The organism is bacterium (genome assembly GCA_035691305.1).
GTDB lineage: Bacteria > Sysuimicrobiota > Sysuimicrobiia > Sysuimicrobiales > Segetimicrobiaceae > DASSJF01.
In genome coordinates this window covers 1-14954 of the sequence record DASSJF010000087.1, presented here as the reverse complement: position 1 = coordinate 14954, position 14954 = coordinate 1, and the positions used below count along the sequence as shown (strand labels likewise).

The window sequence follows — 14954 nt, the reverse complement described above, 5'->3', positions numbered from 1 at the left end:
CCCCTCCGTTTCACTCACTGCGCGTGCTGCTCCTTAAGCGACACGCGGCGCACGACCGGCATCCTCGGCGCCGGCGGCTGGACGATCGCTTCGCGCAGCCGCTCCGCGATGTCCTCCGCGAGCGGCCGCTCCAGCGCGCCGGCGAGCCGGCCGCTGCGCACGGCTTGGTCGATGCACGCCGCGTCGGGGCAGACGTACGCGCCGCGCCCGGAGATTTTCCCGGTCGCGTCGACGCGCACCCCGCCGCCCGGCATCCTGACCACGCGCACCAGATCGCGTTTCGCGCGCACCCGCCCGCAGGCCACGCACTGCCGCTGCGGCACGCGACGAACCTTCGGCACGCGGTTAGTCTCCCGCGGCCCGTTCGCCGACGTGGTGCACCGGTTTGGTCGCCCCATCGGAACCCGCCTCCGCGGGCACCGGCTCCGGCGTCCCGCTCGGAGCGTCCGCCCCGCCCTCGACGGGCCCGGCACCGGCGGCAGCCGGGCCGGCGCCGGGCGGCGCCGCCGGTTCCTCGGCCGGAAGGTCCGCGAAGATCTTCCGCGCTTCGAGCTCCTTGATCTGGGACTCGCTCTTGATGTCAATGCGCCAGCCCGTCAGCTTGGCGGCAAGCCGGGCATTCTGTCCTTCCTTGCCGATCGCGAGCGACAGCTGATTGTCCGGGACGATGACCAGCGCGGTCTTCGTCTCCTCGGTGATCTCGACTCGGATGACCTTCGCCGGGCTCAACGCGCTCGCGACGAACGTGGCTTGGTCCGCGGACCAGGGCACAATGTCGATCTTCTCGCCGCGCAGTTCGTCCACGATCGACTGCACGCGGGTGCCCTTCGGCCCTACGCAGGCGCCGACCGCGTCTACGTTGCGGTCGCGCGAGATGACGCCGACCTTGCTCCGCGCGCCGGCTTCGCGGGCAATCGCCTTGATCTCGACGATACCCTCGTAGATCTCCGGTACCTCGAGTTCGAACAGCCGCTTGAGCAGGCCGGGGTGGGTCCGGCTGACCACGATCTGCGGCCCGCGGTTTCCTTGCTTGACCTCGACGACGTAGGCCTTCACGCGGTCGTTCTGCCGGTACCCTTCGCGCGGCACCTGCTCGGTCGGCGGCAGCACCGCCTCGATGCGGCCGAGGTCCATGTAGACGTTCCGCCGCTCCACGCGCTGCACGGTGCCGGTGACGATATCGCCCTCGCGGTCGCGGAACTCGCGGTAGACCATATCGCGCTCCGCTTCCCGGATGCGCTGTACGATCACTTGTTTCGCGGTCTGCGCGGCGATGCGCCCGAAGTCCTTGGGCGTCACCTCGACTTCGACGATGTCGTCGATCTGGCTGTCCGGGTCCCAGGACCGGGCCTCCGCGATCGGCACCTCGGTGTTGGGGTCGCTGACTTCGCCGACGATCGTCCGCACGCTGTAGACGTGCTGCTCGCCGGTCTCGCGGTCCAGCTCGACGCGGATGTTCTGCGCCGCCTGTCCGAAGTTCTTCTTGTACGCGGAGAGCAGCGCGGCCTCAATGGCCTCGACCAGCACGTCCGTGCTGAGGCCCTTCTCCTCCTCGAGTTGCCGCACCGCCCGAATCAGCTCTTGATTGTTCACCCGCCACCTCCACCGCCGATCCCGTTACGTGCGCCGCAGATCCTGGCGCAGCACCTCTTCTTCCACGACCAGGCGCGCCTGCGCGACCTCGTCCATCGCCAACCGCACCTCGCGTCCGTCCTCCAATTGTATCGACACCCGTCCGTCCACGAGCCCGAGCAGCCGGCCGCGAAACCGCCGCTGCCCGTCAACCGACGCGACCGCGGTCACCGCGACTGTGCGCCCGGCGAACCGGACAAACTCCGCCGGCCTCCGCAGCGCCCGGTCAAGCCCCGGACTCGCCACTTCGAGCGTATAGTGCGCGATCGGCAGGTCGTACAGATCTAGCTCGCGGCCGAGCGCCTCGCTGAGGCGCGCACAGTCTTCGATGCCCGCTCCGCCGACCTGCCCGTCGACGCCGGGACCCCGCTCGACCAGCACCCGAAGCACCGGATGCCGTACGTCCCCGCCCAGGTCAACGTCCACGATCTCTAGGCCCATTCGGGCCGCGATCGGCGCCGCCATCGCTTCGACCTGACCTGCCAGTTCGTGCCGCCTGCTCACGGTCAACCCCTTCGGCGCCCCCGAAGAAACGAAAGAGTGGGTGTCTTACCCACTCCTCGCAGACGCGCCGACTTGATCCCGTTACTACCGCACGCCCGTTCGCTCCGCCGACGCCACGTTTCGGCGTTCGCCCGGCACAATCCCCGCGGGCCCTGCGTGCTGCTTCACACTGCTTCGCAGATTATACCACAGCCGAGGTTGACCAACAACCGCTTGTACTGGGTGCCGCCGGGTCTTATGTGAACCTGGGCACCGCACCGGTCCGTCCCGTGGTGGGGCCCGACCGGCCGCCTAAACGCGACGCTCCGGCCCGCCCGCGATTTCCCGGGCACGCAGCCCTTCAACGGGGCGGCCGAGCAGCCGCTCCGCAGCGGCCACAAACCGTACCGTGTGGAGCAGCCGGCTGTGCCGCTCGAAGGCCGCTTCGTCCGCCCACTCCGAATGAATCGCGAACGCCGCGGGTTCTCGGACCGACTCAAACGCCTCGTAGCGCAGGCATCCCGTCTCCGCCCGCGTCGGTGTGGCCACGCGCAGGATCTCATCGCGGAACGCCGCCGCCGCACCGGCCGGCGGATCAAAACGCACCACAAAGTGAAAGGCCAAGTGGCACCTCCCGGAGGTTGGACCAGCATGCCTGCGGGGCCGGACCGCCGCGGCGTCTCGCGACCCGGACCGTGGTTCGGGCGGTGAGGATGTCGCCGACTTTGGAAATCGCCGCCGCCAACAAAGTGAAGTGCCGCTGCGGACCGAGGTCGACCGCGGCAGTGAGCCGGTCCGCGAGGCCCGGCACGCCTCCGCCGCCGTTCACCGCGAGCCCCAAGGCGCTCGCGACGAGTACGATCCCGTCGCCGGGGCCGTACGAGAATCTCGGGTTGGGAAAGTACCCGGTGATCCCGGACATCGTGCCGCCCGCTTGGTGTCCGTACATCGCGTATGCGCGCACCGATGCGGGCAGCGGATGCCGGTTGAGCTCCGTAAGCGTTGCGTTCTGCCCGTCCGGGGGAACGCTCCATGGCACACGGGCGTCCGGCCGCCAGAACGGGAACGTCGGCAGCAACTCCCGGGCCGCCGGCGTGCGCGCGAGCCCGCCCAGCGGATACCACGCGTACGCATACGCCGCGACCGCGCCCTCGCTCGGGACGCCGATGAGAAACAGCCGGTTGACGAGGCGCTCCCAGCCCGGCTCGAAGGCGATGTTCCACCTCGCCATGAGCCCGCCGAGGCTGTATCCCACGACGTTGATCCGCGCCGCGTACGCGGCGGGGAGCACGGCGGTGCGCACGTAGGCGGCGAGCGCCACGGCCGCCTCCCGCAGCGACAGCCGGCGGGACTGATACGGGAACCAGAACACGTCGGGCGAAGCCCCTTCGGCGGAGTAGCCTCGCCGTTCGAGCTCGGAGACCACCCGCGGATCGGCCGCCGTGTCGATCTCGTTCAAATAACCGGGCACGATCACGGTGGGCAGACGCACCACGATGGATCTACGCGCCGTCGCCGTCGCACCGGCCTGGCGCGCGGTGATCTCCACCGAGACCAGAAGATCGTCGTCGAGGAGCGGCACCGGCGTGAACTCCGCCACGGACACGTCGCCCGCGCGCACGCGTCCTGCCGGCAGGTCTATCGTCGCGGGCACGCGCCGCGCGATCAACGGGTGGGGCGACCGGTAGATCGTCTGCGCGCCGATCACGACCGTCCACTCGACGCTCACGGGACGATCGGGCTGCACGCCGTCCACGATGACATCGGCGCCGAGGCGGCCGGGGCCGCGCAGGTGCGGCTCCACGATGCGCACGGAGAGCGGGGCTTCTTCGTGACCCTCCGCGGCCGGCAGCAGCAGCGCGGCGGCGACGGCGCCGGCGAAGAGCATGAGCACGGCCCTCCGCACCGCGGGTCTCCGGGCTACGGATAGAGCCGGTTGAGCAGCCTCGGGAACGGGATCGTCTCGCGGACGTGCTCGATGCCGCAGATCCAGGTCACCGTGCGCTCGATCCCGATGCCGAAGCCGCTGTGCGGCACCGATCCGTACCGGCGGAGGTCCACGTACCACGCGTACTGGTCCTTGGGCAGCCGGTGCTCCTCGAGCCGCCGCTCGAGCAGCGCGGGATCGTGGATCCGCTGGCCGCCGCCGACGATCTCGCCGTAGCCTTCGGGGGCGAGCAGGTCCGCGCCCAGCACGACCTCGGGCCGGGCGGGGTCCGGCTGCATGTAGAACGCCTTGCATTGCGCCGGATAGTGCGTCACGAACAGCGGCCGGTCGAAGGCCTTCGCCAGCACCGTCTCCTCGTCACCGCCGAAATCGTCGCCCCAGGCGATCGTGTGGCCCGCGGCGCGGAGCCGCTCGACGGCGTCGTCGTAGGTGATTCGCGGAAACGGGGCGCGCACCCGCTCGAGCGGCGCCTGGTTGCGCTCAAGCACGCGAAGTTCCGCCTGGCGCCGCTCGAGCACGCGGCCCACGGTCGAGGCGACGAGGCCTTCCGCGAGCGCGATGCAGCCGTCCAGGTCGAGGTACGCCGCCTCGGGTTCCACCATCCAAAATTCGGTGAGGTGGCGCCGCGTCTTCGACTTTTCCGCGCGGAAGGCGGGGCTGAAGCAGTACACGCGGCCGAACGCCGCCGCGCCCGCCTCGCTGTAGAGCTGGCCGCTCTGCGTGAGATACGCCTGGGTCTCGAAATACGGCGTCTCGAAAAGCGTCGAGGTGCCTTCGCACGCGGCCGGCGTCAGGATGGGCGTGTCCATCCGCAGATAGCCCTGCTCGTCGAGGTAGTCGCACATCGCCCGTTCGACCTCGGCGCGGATCCGGAGAATGGCCCACTGCCGGCTGCTGCGCAGCCAGAGGTGCCGGTGGTCCATCAGAAAGTCGACGCCGTGCTCCTTCGGAGTGATGGGGTACGGCGCCGCCAGCTGCACGACCCGCACGTCGCGAAGCGACAACTCGTAGCCGCCCGGCGCCCGGCGGTCTTCGCGCACGACGCCCCGCACGACGATCGAGGACTCTTGGGTCAGCGTCCCGATCGCCGCGAACACCTCGGGCTCGACGTCGGAGCGCGCCGCCACCGCCTGGACCACGCCGGTTCCGTCGCGGACCAGCAGAAAATGGATCGCCCCGCTGCTGCGGCGGTTGTAGAGCCAGCCCTCGATTTCCACCGTCTCGCCGGCGTGGGCGGCGAGACGTTCAATCGGCACCGCGGACATGCGCACGAACTCCTCTCTTCGGGCGTTCATCGCGGACCGACCGCGGCACGCACTGCGTCGTCGAGTGCGGCGATCGCCGGGCTGTCGATCAGCGGCGGCGACGCGACAACCCGTCCCATTTGCACAACGAGGACGCGGTGCCGCCACTGCCCGGTAACCGGAAAGACGATGGCCGAGACGTTGGGAAGGCGGCGGGCGGCGACGACAAACGTCTGCGCCTTCCAGATCGTGATGTCGAGAACCTGCTCGTTGAGGCGCAACGCCGCCAGCACGCGCGGTCCGCCGTTGACGGACGCGACCGCCGGCACGTCGCCGAGGACCTGCCACATCGCGTCGAGCGCGGTGTGCGCGTGCCGCTCGTCGAGCCGCACCGAGCGCCCGAGGCCGTCGACCGTCACGAAGGCCGTGGCGGTGCTGAGGCCGGCGGGCGCCGCGGCCGCCGGGCGGTCCGGCGCGAACCACGGGACGGCCCCGGCCGCAAGCACCCACAGCACCGCCGGCAGCGCCATCATGCGTCGCATCACGGCTGCGCTACGGCGCGCCGTGCGACGAGTCCTCCGCCTGCTACAATGCGGCTGTGATTCCGTCCGCGCAGATCGCCCTCATCTTCGACATGGACAACACGGTGCTGGGATCGCACATCGACTTCGCCGCGATCCGCCGCGCGCTCGGCGCGATGCTGCGCGAAGCCGGCGCCACCGGCGAGTCCGACGACGCGCTGCGGCGGCACGCGATCGGCGAGCTGGTCGCCCGCGGCGCGGCGTACGACACGGAACGCGGGACCGCGATGGTGCCGCGGATGTGGGCGATCATCACCGCGCATGAGACGGAGGGGCTGCGGGATGCCGGGGCCCTCGACGGCGCGCCTGATGTTTTGGCCGCGCTGCGGGCGCGCGGGTACCGGCTGGCGATCCTCACCAACAACAGCCGCACGGGCGCGGAGCTCGCGCTCGAGGCGGCCGGACTCGCGCACGCCGCGGAGACTGTGGTAACCCGGGACGACGTACCGACGATGAAGCCGGCGTCGGACGGCGTCCTCGAGGCGCTGCGGCGCCTCGGCGGCGCGCCGCCCGCCGAGGCCGCGGCGGGCCGCCATGAAATCAAAACGGTGTATGTGATCGGAGATTCGTGGATCGACGGCGCCGCGGCCCGGGGCGCCGGCGCCCGGTTCATCGTCTACCGCCGCGACCTCGAGGAACTGTGGTCACGCGGCCTGCGGCCGTGGCGCGCGATCAAACACCTGGCCGAGCTGCTGGAGATCGACTTCGCCGCCGGCGGCCCCGGGCCGGGTCCGGACGCCTAGAGCCGCGCCGCCGCGGGAACGATCCGCTCGCCGACCAGGTGCACCGCGTCGAGATCATCGAGCGTGAAAAACTGTAGGTTGAAGCGGCTGATCCCCTCGGCGGTCAGCGCGCTCATCTGCTCGACGATCTCCTCGGGCGTGCCGGCCAGCCATCCCGCCTCCCGGAGTTCGTGAGGAAGCTTCGCCGGGGGCGTGGCCGCGCGGGTGACGACGTATTCCTGGACGGCGCGCGCCCGGCGCTCGAGCGCCGCGCCGTTCTCGCCGATCAGGATCCCACCCATCCATGACCGCCGAACGGACGCGGGGTCTCGTCCCACCCTCCGGCATGCCGCCTCGAGTGTCGCCGTGCGCTCGCGGACCCCGGCCGGTCTTTGTGCGCCGCCGCAGTTCCATTCGTCCGCGTAGCGCGCCGTCACCTCGAGCACCTTCGGTCCCTTGCCGCCGATAATCAGCGGGATCCGCGGGCGCTGGACCGGCTTCGGCCACGCGGTCCCGCCGTCCAGCCGGTAGTACCTTCCCTCGAAGCGGGCCGGACCGCCGGCCCACAGCGCGCGGATGACCTGGACCGCCTCGCCGAGCCGCCGAACGCGCTCGCCCACGGGCGGATACGGGACGCCGAACGCGTGATGCTCCCCGTCGTGCCAGCCCGCGCCCAGGCCGAGGTCGAGCCGCCCGCCGGACAGCACGTCGACGGCTGCCGCCTCCCGCGCCGTCATCGCCGGGTGCCGGAACGTGATCGGGCAAACGAGCGGGCCGAACCGGATCCGCCGTGTCGCGGTGGCAAGGTAGGTCAGCGACGGCCAGCAGTCGAGGCCCGGACGGTCCGCGACGCCGAAGAGCGAGAAGAGGTGATCGGACCGCCAGAGCGACTCGAAGCCGGAGCGCTCGACCGCGTCCGCGATGCGGCGCCACCGGTCCCAGGTGAGACCCTCCTGCCCCTCGATCATCAGACCGACATCTGCCACGGGCGTTACCAGAAGTGCTTGAACTTTTTTGCGAAGCGGCGCTCGAGGGCGTCCTTGTGTAGGTGGTACACCGGGCAGTTGCGGATCACGCAGACCTGCAGCGCCGTATTGCAGTACGCGGCGGGCACGCGCCAGCATTCGTGGTTGACGAAGTACGAACGGCAGACGCCCGTCCGCGACTCGGTCGGCGCCGGGCCCACGTCTTCCGTGACGAGGTCGTCCGCGGGCACCGCGGGGCCTCCGCGCACGGGAACCGGAGCCCGGTGCGCGCGCGGCGGTTTCGACTTCCTGGCCCCCGATTTGGACCTCGGCCGCTCACCGGCGCTCTCGCCGCGCCGCGGCTTCGATTTGATCCGGCCGGACAGGACGGGACGCGAGAACGCGGCCGGCAGGGTCAGCTCCAGTGGAGGCCGCGGCCCGGGGGCCGCGGCGGGCGGCGAGGACGCCTCGGCCGCCGGCTCCTCTCGCCGGGCCTCGGCGGGAGCGTCCTCGACGTGCAGACGCTCGTCTTGATGGCGGGGCGCAACGACCGTTGGCTCCGCACGGGCGGCGGCGCCCTCCGCGACGGCATCTACGGGACCGCCGTTCGGCGATGGTGCGTCGTACGCGGCGCCGCCGCTCTCCGAGGGACCGGGCCGCGGCGGGGCCGGCGCTTCGGGCTCGGGCGCCGGCGGGACGGCGGGACGCGGACGAGGTTCGCGGCCCTCGAACGCCACGAGGTCCCGCGAGGTGTCCTGGAGGAGGTCTCTAATTCCGCGCCGGAGCGCGTCTCGCTGTTTGCTCAAGGGCCATCACCTCCTTCGCGAGAGCCATGTACTCGGCGGCCCCGCGCGAGGAGGGCTGGTGGACGAACACCGGCACGCCCACCATGCTCGACTCGACCAGTTTGATGTTGAAATGGATCGCACTCGCGAACACCTTCTCGCCGAAGTAGTCGCGGATGCCGTTCAGAATCTCCTTGCCGACGCTGGTGCGCGCGTCGTACATCGTCGGCACGACGCCGGCGATCTCGACCTCATGGCCGGCCTCTTCGCGCACCGCCTTCAGCGTCCGCAGCAGCTGCCTCATCCCGAGCAGCGCGTAGTAGTGCGTTTGGATCGGGATGATCACCTCGCTGCATGCGAAGAGGGCGTTGATCGTCAAGAGACCGAGCGACGGCGGCGAATCAATGATGATGTAATCGTAGCGCTCGCGCAGCGGGGCGATCTTCTTGCGCAGGGCGTTCTCGCGGCCGATCCGCGCCGACAGTTCGAGCTCCGCGGCGGCGAGGTCGATCGATGACGGCGCGAGGTCGAGGTTCGGCACGTTCGTCGGCGCGATGATGCTCGCGAGATCGGCGGACTGGCCGTTGCCCGGCGCGTCCTCGACCAGGATGTTGTACATCGTGCGCGCGAGCGACGCCGGATCCACGCCGAGGCTGACGGTGGCGTTGGCCTGCGGATCGAGATCGATGAGGAACACCTTGCGCTTGCTGACGGCGAGGCACGCCGCGAGGTTTACGGCGGTCGTCGTCTTCCCGCATCCGCCCTTTTGATTGACGAGGGCGATGACGCGGGCCGTGGTCGTGCCGTCTGCGCCCAGGTCCCCGTCCTCCGTGCCGGTGCCGCCAAGCGGGCCCGATGCCGCCGGGCCCGGCCCCTGCCGGTCGCACGCATGTTCGCCGCGGCTCAAGGTTCTCCTTTGCCCCCCGCGAGCAGGCCGTCGATAAAGACGAGCGCCTCCTCGCGCGTGCGCACCCGACCTTCCAGCCGGGCGTCGTCCACGGCCTCGAGGATCTCCGCGATGCGCGGTCCCGCCGGCACCCCGCGCGCCAGCACGTCGTGTCCCGACACGAAGCGCTCCGGCATGGGCGCGGTCGCCGCGGTCCGTCCGGCCTCTTCGCGGGCCCACTCGTACAGCGACAGGTCCCCGTGGCTCGCCGCGCAGTCGGCGCGGTGGAGTTCGAGCAGATCCGGGAAGATCTCGTCCGTGAGCAGCCGCCGGCGCTTCGCCTCGCGCATCTGCGGCAGGTCCTTGAACACCATGTGGCGGCCGACCAGGGCCGCGACGCGATCCGTGTCCCGGCGCGGAAAGCGCAGGCGCTCCATCACCGCTCGGGCGACCTCTACGCCGCGCTCGTCGTGCCGGCTGAAGCGGATCCTATCGGGAGCATACTCGAGCGTCTCCGGCTTTCCGGCGTCGTGGAGGAGCGCCGCCATCGCCAGCGCCGCGGAGGGCTCGTGAAGGGCGGCGACGGTGCGCCTGGTGTGCTCGAACACGTCGCCCTCGGGATGGAAATTGGGCGGCTGCGGGACCCCGATCTCCCTCGCGATCTCCGGCAGCACGGCTTCGAGGAGACCCGTGTCCCGCAGCAGCGCGAGCGCGCGTCCGGGATCGTGGCCGATCAGCATGCGCACGAGCTCGTCCCGGACGCGCTCGGCGCTCACGGCGAGCACGTCGCCGGCCCGCCGGCGAATCGCCTCGAACGTCTCCGGGGCGATCGTGAAGTCGAGCTCGGTGGCCAGGCGCACCGCGCGCAGCATGCGCAGCCGGTCCTCCTCGAACCGCACCGCCGGGTCGCCGATCGCCCGCACGACCCGCGCCTCGAGGTCGGCGCGGCCGCCGACAAAGTCGAGCACGGTGGCCGCGGCGGGATCGTAGAAGAGACCGTTGATGGTGAAGTCGCGGCGGCGCGCGTCCTCGCGTGGATCCGCGTACCGCACCGACGACGGATGCCGGCCGTCGAGATACGGCCCCTCGGTCCGGAACGTGGCGACCTCGTAGTCGCCGTCAACTCCGAGAACGCGCATCACGCCGAACGCCGCGCCCACATCGATCGTCCGCGGAAACAGCCGCGCGATCTCCTCGGGGCGCGCGGCGGTGGCGATGTCGTAGTCGGCGGCGGGCCGGCGCAGCAGCCGGTCCCGGACGCAGCCGCCGGCCAGGTAGCTCTCGAAACCGGCATCCCGAAGGTGCGCCACGATCGCCGCGGCCGACGCGAACGTGGCCACCGCGATCAGGCGGGCGGGGTCACGAATCTTCGGGGGACGGGCGGCGGTCGGTGACCAGCGCGCGCAGCCGCGCGAGCGCCTCGCGGAGGATCCGGGAGACGTGCATCTGCGAGATACCGAGCCGGCGCGCGATCTCGGCCTGCGAGAGATCGTCGAAGAAGCGCATCCGGATGATCTGCTGGGCCCGCTCGGGAAGCCGCGCAAGGGCCCAGTCCAGGGTGGCACGGTCCTCCAGCCGTTCGAGGGCTTCGTCCTCGTCCCCCACCGACTCGAGCAGCGAAACGCTGTGCTCTTCGTCGCCGTCGCTGGTTTCCGCGTCGAGCGACACCAGGCTGTAGGCGCGGCCGACCTCGAGCGCGGAGATAACGTCTTCGAAGTCGACCCCGGTGAACTGCGCGATCTCCGGAATCGTCGGCGAGCGGCCGAGCCGTTGGGAGAGATCTTCGATCGCGCGCATCAGCGTATAGTTGAGCTCGCGGAGACGCCGCGGCACGCGGATCGCCCACAGCTTGTCGCGGAAGTGGCGCTTGATCTCGCCGACGATCGTCGGCGTGGCGTACGTGGTGAACTCGATGCCCCGGGTCGGATCGTAGCGGTCGATCGCTTTCAGGAGGCCGATCTGGGCGACCTGAATGATATCGTCGAGCGGCTCGCCGCGGTCCGCGAACTTGCGCGCGAGATAGATCGCCAGGCTCTCGTGCGCGAGCGTCAGCTCCTCGCGGATCTCGGGGCTGCGGGCGTCCTGGAACCTTTGGAAGAGGGCCCGGACCTGTTCCTTGTCCAGGAGCCGGCGGCCCTTGCGGCGCGTTGCCAACGGCGCTAGCCCTGGCGGCGCTTCAGGAGCCGCAGTTCGGTTAGGCCGGAGGCGTTGTCGTGATGCGCGTCGACCTCGTCGACGAGACACTGCATGAGGAACATGCCGAGGCGGCTCTCGTCGATCGGCTCGCCTCCCTGCGGCGTGCCCGCCCCGTCCCTCGCCCAGGCCGGCGCCGGCACCCGCGCGGACACGAGCACTTCGATCGACCCCGGCGCGAGCACAAACGCGGTAGTGAGCGGCCTGGTCGCGTCCGGCCCGGCCACGATCAGCGCCGTGCAGGCCTCGCCGACCGCGATCTTGAGGTCCTCGATCTCGTCGTAGGTGAACCCCTGCCGCGCCGCGACGGTGGCCGCGGTCAGCCGGGCCACGCTGACGAATTCCGGCCGTACCGGAATGGCGATCTCGACGCGTTCCTGACCTTCGCGCGTCTGCCCCAAGGGCGCCACGTCAATTCTCCGGCTCGCCAAAGTGGGTGCGCTCCTCCATCGTGCCGCCCGCGGTGTCGTGTCCGGCGTCGAACGCGCGGCGCAACCGGTCCGCCCGCTCCTCAAACGCGGAGCGACCGCGCGCCACCACGTCGTCCGCCGCGTCCCGCGCCCGGGACACGAACTCGTCGGCGCCCGCGCGCACGCGGTCGGCGAAGTCTCCGGCTGCGCGGCGCGCCTGGTCGGCGACGTCGTCGGCCGTGGTCTTGGCGCGGTCACGGATTCGCTCGCCCTCGCGGCGGATGCGGTCGCGCGTCTCGCCGCCGGCCTGAGGTGCGAACAGCAGTCCGAGCGCCAGTCCGATCATCCCGCCAATGAATATTCCGACAGCGAAGTCACGGCGTTCGGTCATGCATCCTCCTCCTTTCGCGTCGAGGCCATAGGTACTGTATACCCTCCCGTAGGACACCCAGTAACCCGGCAGCGTTGGCGACCGGCGGCCCGAGTACATCTGCCGCCACGAAGCGCGTCGCCGCGCCGGCCAGTTCCATCACGCGCGCCGTCGCCGCCGTCAACCGGTTCATCCGTTCGATCGTCTGGGCGAAGCCGCCCATCGCGTCCATCGTGCGCTCCGCCTTGGCCGTTGCCGCGCGCAGCTCCGAGATGAGCGCCGGCAGCGTGCTCTCCACCTGTCCGAGCACCGACTCCGCCCGCGCCGCCGTCCGCCTGACCTGTGCGAGCACGGGCAGCGAGACGACAACCGCGGCGACCGATGCCACGGCGATCACAGCCAGGCTGAGGTCAGCGACCGACGGCATACCCGCCGTCTCCGCCCCCGCCGTCCATCCGGACCTCGTCGATCACCGCGCCGCCGAGCACGAGGTCGCCGTCGTAAAAGGCAATCGCCTGTCCGGGCGCGGCCGCGCGGGGCGGCTCCGGAAACGTCACGCGCACCCGGTCGCCGGCGGGCTCCAGCAGGGCCGGGACGTCGGCGCCGCCGTGCCGGAGACGCGCCGTGACGGCGCGACGGCCGTGCAGGCCGTCCAGGGCGATCCAGTTCGCGTCGGCCGCGACGAGTTCCCGGCAACGCAGCGCCTCCGCGCCGCCGACGTGGAGCGCGTTGCGCGCCTGGTCGATCTCGACGACGTACCGCGCGCCGCCCGTCGACGCGCCGAGACCCCGGCGCTGCCCCAGCGTGTACCGCGCGACACCGCGGTGCTCACCGACCTGTCGGCCGTCGCGGTCGTAGATCGGGCCCGGCCGCAGCGCGTGCGGGGCGTAGCGGGCCACGACCGCGCCGTGGTCGCCGCGCGGCACGAAGCAGATCTCCTGGCTGTCGGGCTTTTCGGCGACGCCGAGGCCGTGCCGGCGGGCGATCGCCCGGATCTCCCGCTTCGCGTACGTCCCGACTGGGAAGAGCGCGTGCGCCAGCCGGCCCCGCGCGACGCCCGCGAGCACGTACGACTGGTCCTTGTGCCGGTCGACCGCGCGCAGCAGGCGGACGGCGGCGCCCGGGCCGTGCTCGATCCGCGCGTAGTGGCCGGTGGCAAGCCGCTCCATGCCGAGCGCGCGGACCCGATCGAGCAGCAACGCGAACTTGATCGCGCGGTTGCAGGCGATGCAGGGATTGGGCGTACGGCCGCGCGCATACTCGCCGGCGAACTCGCGGATCACGGCGTGCTCGAAGGGCTCGCGCAGGTTGAGCACGTAGTGCGGGATGCCGAGGGTACGCGCCACCGCTCGGGCATCGTCGATCGCGCCTAGCCCGCAACAGCCGGGTCCGTCGTCGGCCGGCGGCACCCACTCCGGCCACAGGTTCATCGTAAAGCCCACGACTTCGTGTCCCGCCTCGACGAGCAGGGCCGCCGCCACGGAACTGTCGACCCCCCCGCTCATCGCGACCGCGACGCGCGCCACGCCCTACTCCCCGCTGTACCGCTTCACGCCGGCCCACCAGGTCCGCAGGCGGCGGCGGATCTCGTGCTCGTGCCCGGCGTCGGCCGGCTCGTAGTACACGCGGCCTTTGACATTGTCCGGCGCATATTGCTGCGGCACGAAGGCGCCCGGACGGTCGTGCGGGTAGACGTAGCCCTCGCCGCGTCCGAGCCCGCGGGCGCCGCGGGTCGAGGCGTCGCGCAGCGCCCGCGGCACGGGCTGCGCTTCTTCGCGCTCGACGTCCTGAGCCGCAGCGGAGATCGCACGGATCACGGCGTTGCTCTTCGGCGCCGTGGCGATGTAGACGGCCGCCTCGGTCATCGGAATGCGCGCCTCCGGCAAACCGACCAGCTCGACCGCCTGCGCCGCCGCGACGGCGACGAGCAGCGCCTGCGGGTCCGCGAGACCCACATCCTCGGCGGCGTGAACGACCATGCGCCGCGCGATGAAACGGGGGTCCTCGCCGCCGGCGAGCATCCGCGCGAGCCAGTACACCGCGGCATCCGGATCGCCGCCGCGCATGCTCTTGATGAACGCCGAAATCACATCGTAGTGCTGGTCGCCGCCGCGGTCGTACGGCACGAGCCGGCGCTGCGCGGCTTCCTCGGCTTCGGGCAACCCGACGCGGCGCAGGCCGCCGGCGTCCGGCGGCGCGGTCATGGCCGCCAGCTCCAGCATGTTGAGCGCCGCGCGCGCGTCACCGTTCGCCGCGCGCGCCAGATGCGACAGCGCCTCCGGCGACGCCTCGACGCGCCGATCGACGAGCCCCCGCGCATCCGTGACGGCGCGCCGGAGGATCGTCTCGAGATCGGCGAGCGGCAGCGGTTCGAGGGCGAATACGCGCGACCGGGAGACGAGCGTCGGCGTCACGTCGATGAACGGATTGCCGGTCGTCGCGCCGATCAAGATGACGGTGCCGTCCTCGACGTGCGGCAGCAGCACGTCCTGCTGCGCCTTGTTGAACCGGTGGATCTCGTCCACGAACAGAATGGTCCGCACCCCGTGCAGCGCGCGCCGCTCCCGCGCCTCGTCGGTCACGCGCCGGATGTCGGCGACGCCGGCGGTGACCGCGTTCACCGGCTCGAAATGGGCGCGGGTGGCCGCGGCGATGACCCGCGCCAGCGAGGTCTTGCCCGTGCCCGGCGGCCCGTAGAGAATCGCCGAGGTCAGGGTGTCCGTTTCGATCGCGCG

18 protein-coding genes are annotated in these 14954 nt (G+C 71.3%); 1 reads left to right on the top strand and 17 read right to left on the bottom strand.

The annotated features are described in order from the left end of the window. Positions 1–14: 14 nt before the first annotated feature. The 7 genes from VFL28_17260 to VFL28_17230 all read right to left on the bottom strand — a co-directional run bounded on the left by VFL28_17260 (position 15) and on the right by VFL28_17230 (position 5852). Positions 15–341: a YlxR family protein gene (locus tag VFL28_17260; protein HET7266419.1), complete on the bottom strand. Its 327-nt coding sequence runs from the start codon at positions 339–341 to the stop codon at positions 15–17. A gap of 4 nt (positions 342–345) precedes the next feature. Next, the gene (gene nusA, locus VFL28_17255; protein ID HET7266418.1) at positions 346–1593 is read right to left on the bottom strand and encodes a transcription termination factor NusA; all 1248 of its coding nucleotides are present in this window, start codon (positions 1591–1593) and stop codon (positions 346–348) included. A gap of 24 nt (positions 1594–1617) precedes the next feature. Beyond that, positions 1618–2136: a ribosome maturation factor RimP gene (gene rimP / locus VFL28_17250; GenBank protein ID HET7266417.1), complete on the bottom strand. Its 519-nt coding sequence runs from the start codon at positions 2134–2136 to the stop codon at positions 1618–1620. Between the two features lie 291 nt (positions 2137–2427). Continuing rightward, entirely contained in the window at positions 2428–2739 is a 312-nt protein-coding gene (locus VFL28_17245) for a putative quinol monooxygenase (protein HET7266416.1), read from the bottom strand. After that, positions 2711–4021 (bottom strand): hypothetical protein, encoded by a 1311-nt coding sequence (locus VFL28_17240; protein ID HET7266415.1) that lies wholly within the window; start codon positions 4019–4021, stop codon positions 2711–2713. Before VFL28_17240 ends, VFL28_17245 begins: the two co-directional genes overlap by 29 nt. Positions 4022–4035: 14 nt before the next feature. Further along, on the bottom strand, positions 4036–5328 hold the full coding sequence (gene asnS, locus VFL28_17235; protein HET7266414.1) for an asparagine--tRNA ligase: 1293 nt from the start codon (positions 5326–5328) through the stop codon (positions 4036–4038). Positions 5329–5354: 26 nt separating this feature from the next. Then, a complete protein-coding gene (locus tag VFL28_17230; protein HET7266413.1) occupies positions 5355–5852 on the bottom strand; it encodes a hypothetical protein in 498 nt (165 codons plus the stop codon). Positions 5853–5905: 53 nt separating this feature from the next. On the opposite strand from VFL28_17230, the gene VFL28_17225 reads away from it, so the two are divergent. Beyond that, on the top strand, positions 5906–6631 hold the full coding sequence (locus VFL28_17225; protein ID HET7266412.1) for an HAD family hydrolase: 726 nt from the start codon (positions 5906–5908) through the stop codon (positions 6629–6631). On the opposite strand, the gene VFL28_17220 is transcribed toward VFL28_17225, so the two are convergent. The 10 genes from VFL28_17220 to VFL28_17175 all read right to left on the bottom strand — a co-directional run. Next, the gene (locus VFL28_17220; GenBank protein ID HET7266411.1) at positions 6628–7578 is read right to left on the bottom strand and encodes a TIGR03560 family F420-dependent LLM class oxidoreductase; all 951 of its coding nucleotides are present in this window, start codon (positions 7576–7578) and stop codon (positions 6628–6630) included. The genes VFL28_17225 and VFL28_17220 overlap by 4 nt on opposite strands. A gap of 23 nt (positions 7579–7601) precedes the next feature. After that, positions 7602–7826 carry a hypothetical protein gene (locus VFL28_17215; protein ID HET7266410.1) on the bottom strand — a complete coding sequence of 75 codons (225 nt, stop codon included), beginning with the start codon at positions 7824–7826 and terminating at the stop codon, positions 7602–7604. A 517-nt stretch (positions 7827–8343) separates the two neighbouring features. Beyond that, positions 8344–9267: a ParA family protein gene (locus tag VFL28_17210; GenBank protein HET7266409.1), complete on the bottom strand. Its 924-nt coding sequence runs from the start codon at positions 9265–9267 to the stop codon at positions 8344–8346. Continuing rightward, entirely contained in the window at positions 9264–10586 is a 1323-nt protein-coding gene (locus VFL28_17205; GenBank protein ID HET7266408.1) for a CCA tRNA nucleotidyltransferase, read from the bottom strand. The genes VFL28_17210 and VFL28_17205 overlap by 4 nt, the downstream gene beginning before the upstream one ends. 19 nt (positions 10587–10605) lie before the next feature. Then, positions 10606–11400 carry a SigB/SigF/SigG family RNA polymerase sigma factor gene (locus tag VFL28_17200; GenBank protein ID HET7266407.1) on the bottom strand — a complete coding sequence of 265 codons (795 nt, stop codon included), beginning with the start codon at positions 11398–11400 and terminating at the stop codon, positions 10606–10608. A gap of 5 nt (positions 11401–11405) precedes the next feature. After that, positions 11406–11849 (bottom strand): ATP-binding protein, encoded by a 444-nt coding sequence (locus VFL28_17195; GenBank protein HET7266406.1) that lies wholly within the window; start codon positions 11847–11849, stop codon positions 11406–11408. Between the two features lies 1 nt (position 11850). Beyond that, entirely contained in the window at positions 11851–12240 is a 390-nt protein-coding gene (locus VFL28_17190) for a YtxH domain-containing protein (protein ID HET7266405.1), read from the bottom strand. After that, complete coding sequence (locus VFL28_17185; GenBank protein HET7266404.1) at positions 12224–12646, bottom strand: hypothetical protein; 423 nt, start codon at positions 12644–12646, stop codon at positions 12224–12226. Before VFL28_17185 ends, VFL28_17190 begins: the two co-directional genes overlap by 17 nt. After that, positions 12630–13745, bottom strand: a complete 1116-nt coding sequence (mnmA, locus tag VFL28_17180) for a tRNA 2-thiouridine(34) synthase MnmA (protein HET7266403.1) — start codon at positions 13743–13745, stop codon at positions 12630–12632. The genes VFL28_17185 and mnmA overlap by 17 nt, the downstream gene beginning before the upstream one ends. Positions 13746–13748: 3 nt before the next feature. After that, positions 13749–14954: replication-associated recombination protein A (locus tag VFL28_17175; GenBank protein ID HET7266402.1), on the bottom strand; the 1206-nt coding region annotated here is incomplete at its 5' end.

What these genes read in the sequence shown, in the direction of transcription:
- asnS (HET7266414.1), bottom strand. Translation starts at nt 5,328, where the DNA reads ATGTCCGCGGTGCCGATTGAACGTCTCGCCGCCCACGCCGGCGAGACG.
- VFL28_17220 (HET7266411.1), bottom strand. Translation starts at nt 7,578, where the DNA reads ATGATCGAGGGGCAGGAGGGTCTCACCTGGGACCGGTGGCGCCGCATC.
- VFL28_17190 (HET7266405.1), bottom strand. Translation starts at nt 12,240, where the DNA reads ATGACCGAACGCCGTGACTTCGCTGTCGGAATATTCATTGGCGGGATG.
- VFL28_17185 (HET7266404.1), bottom strand. Translation starts at nt 12,646, where the DNA reads ATGCCGTCGGTCGCTGACCTCAGCCTGGCTGTGATCGCCGTGGCATCG.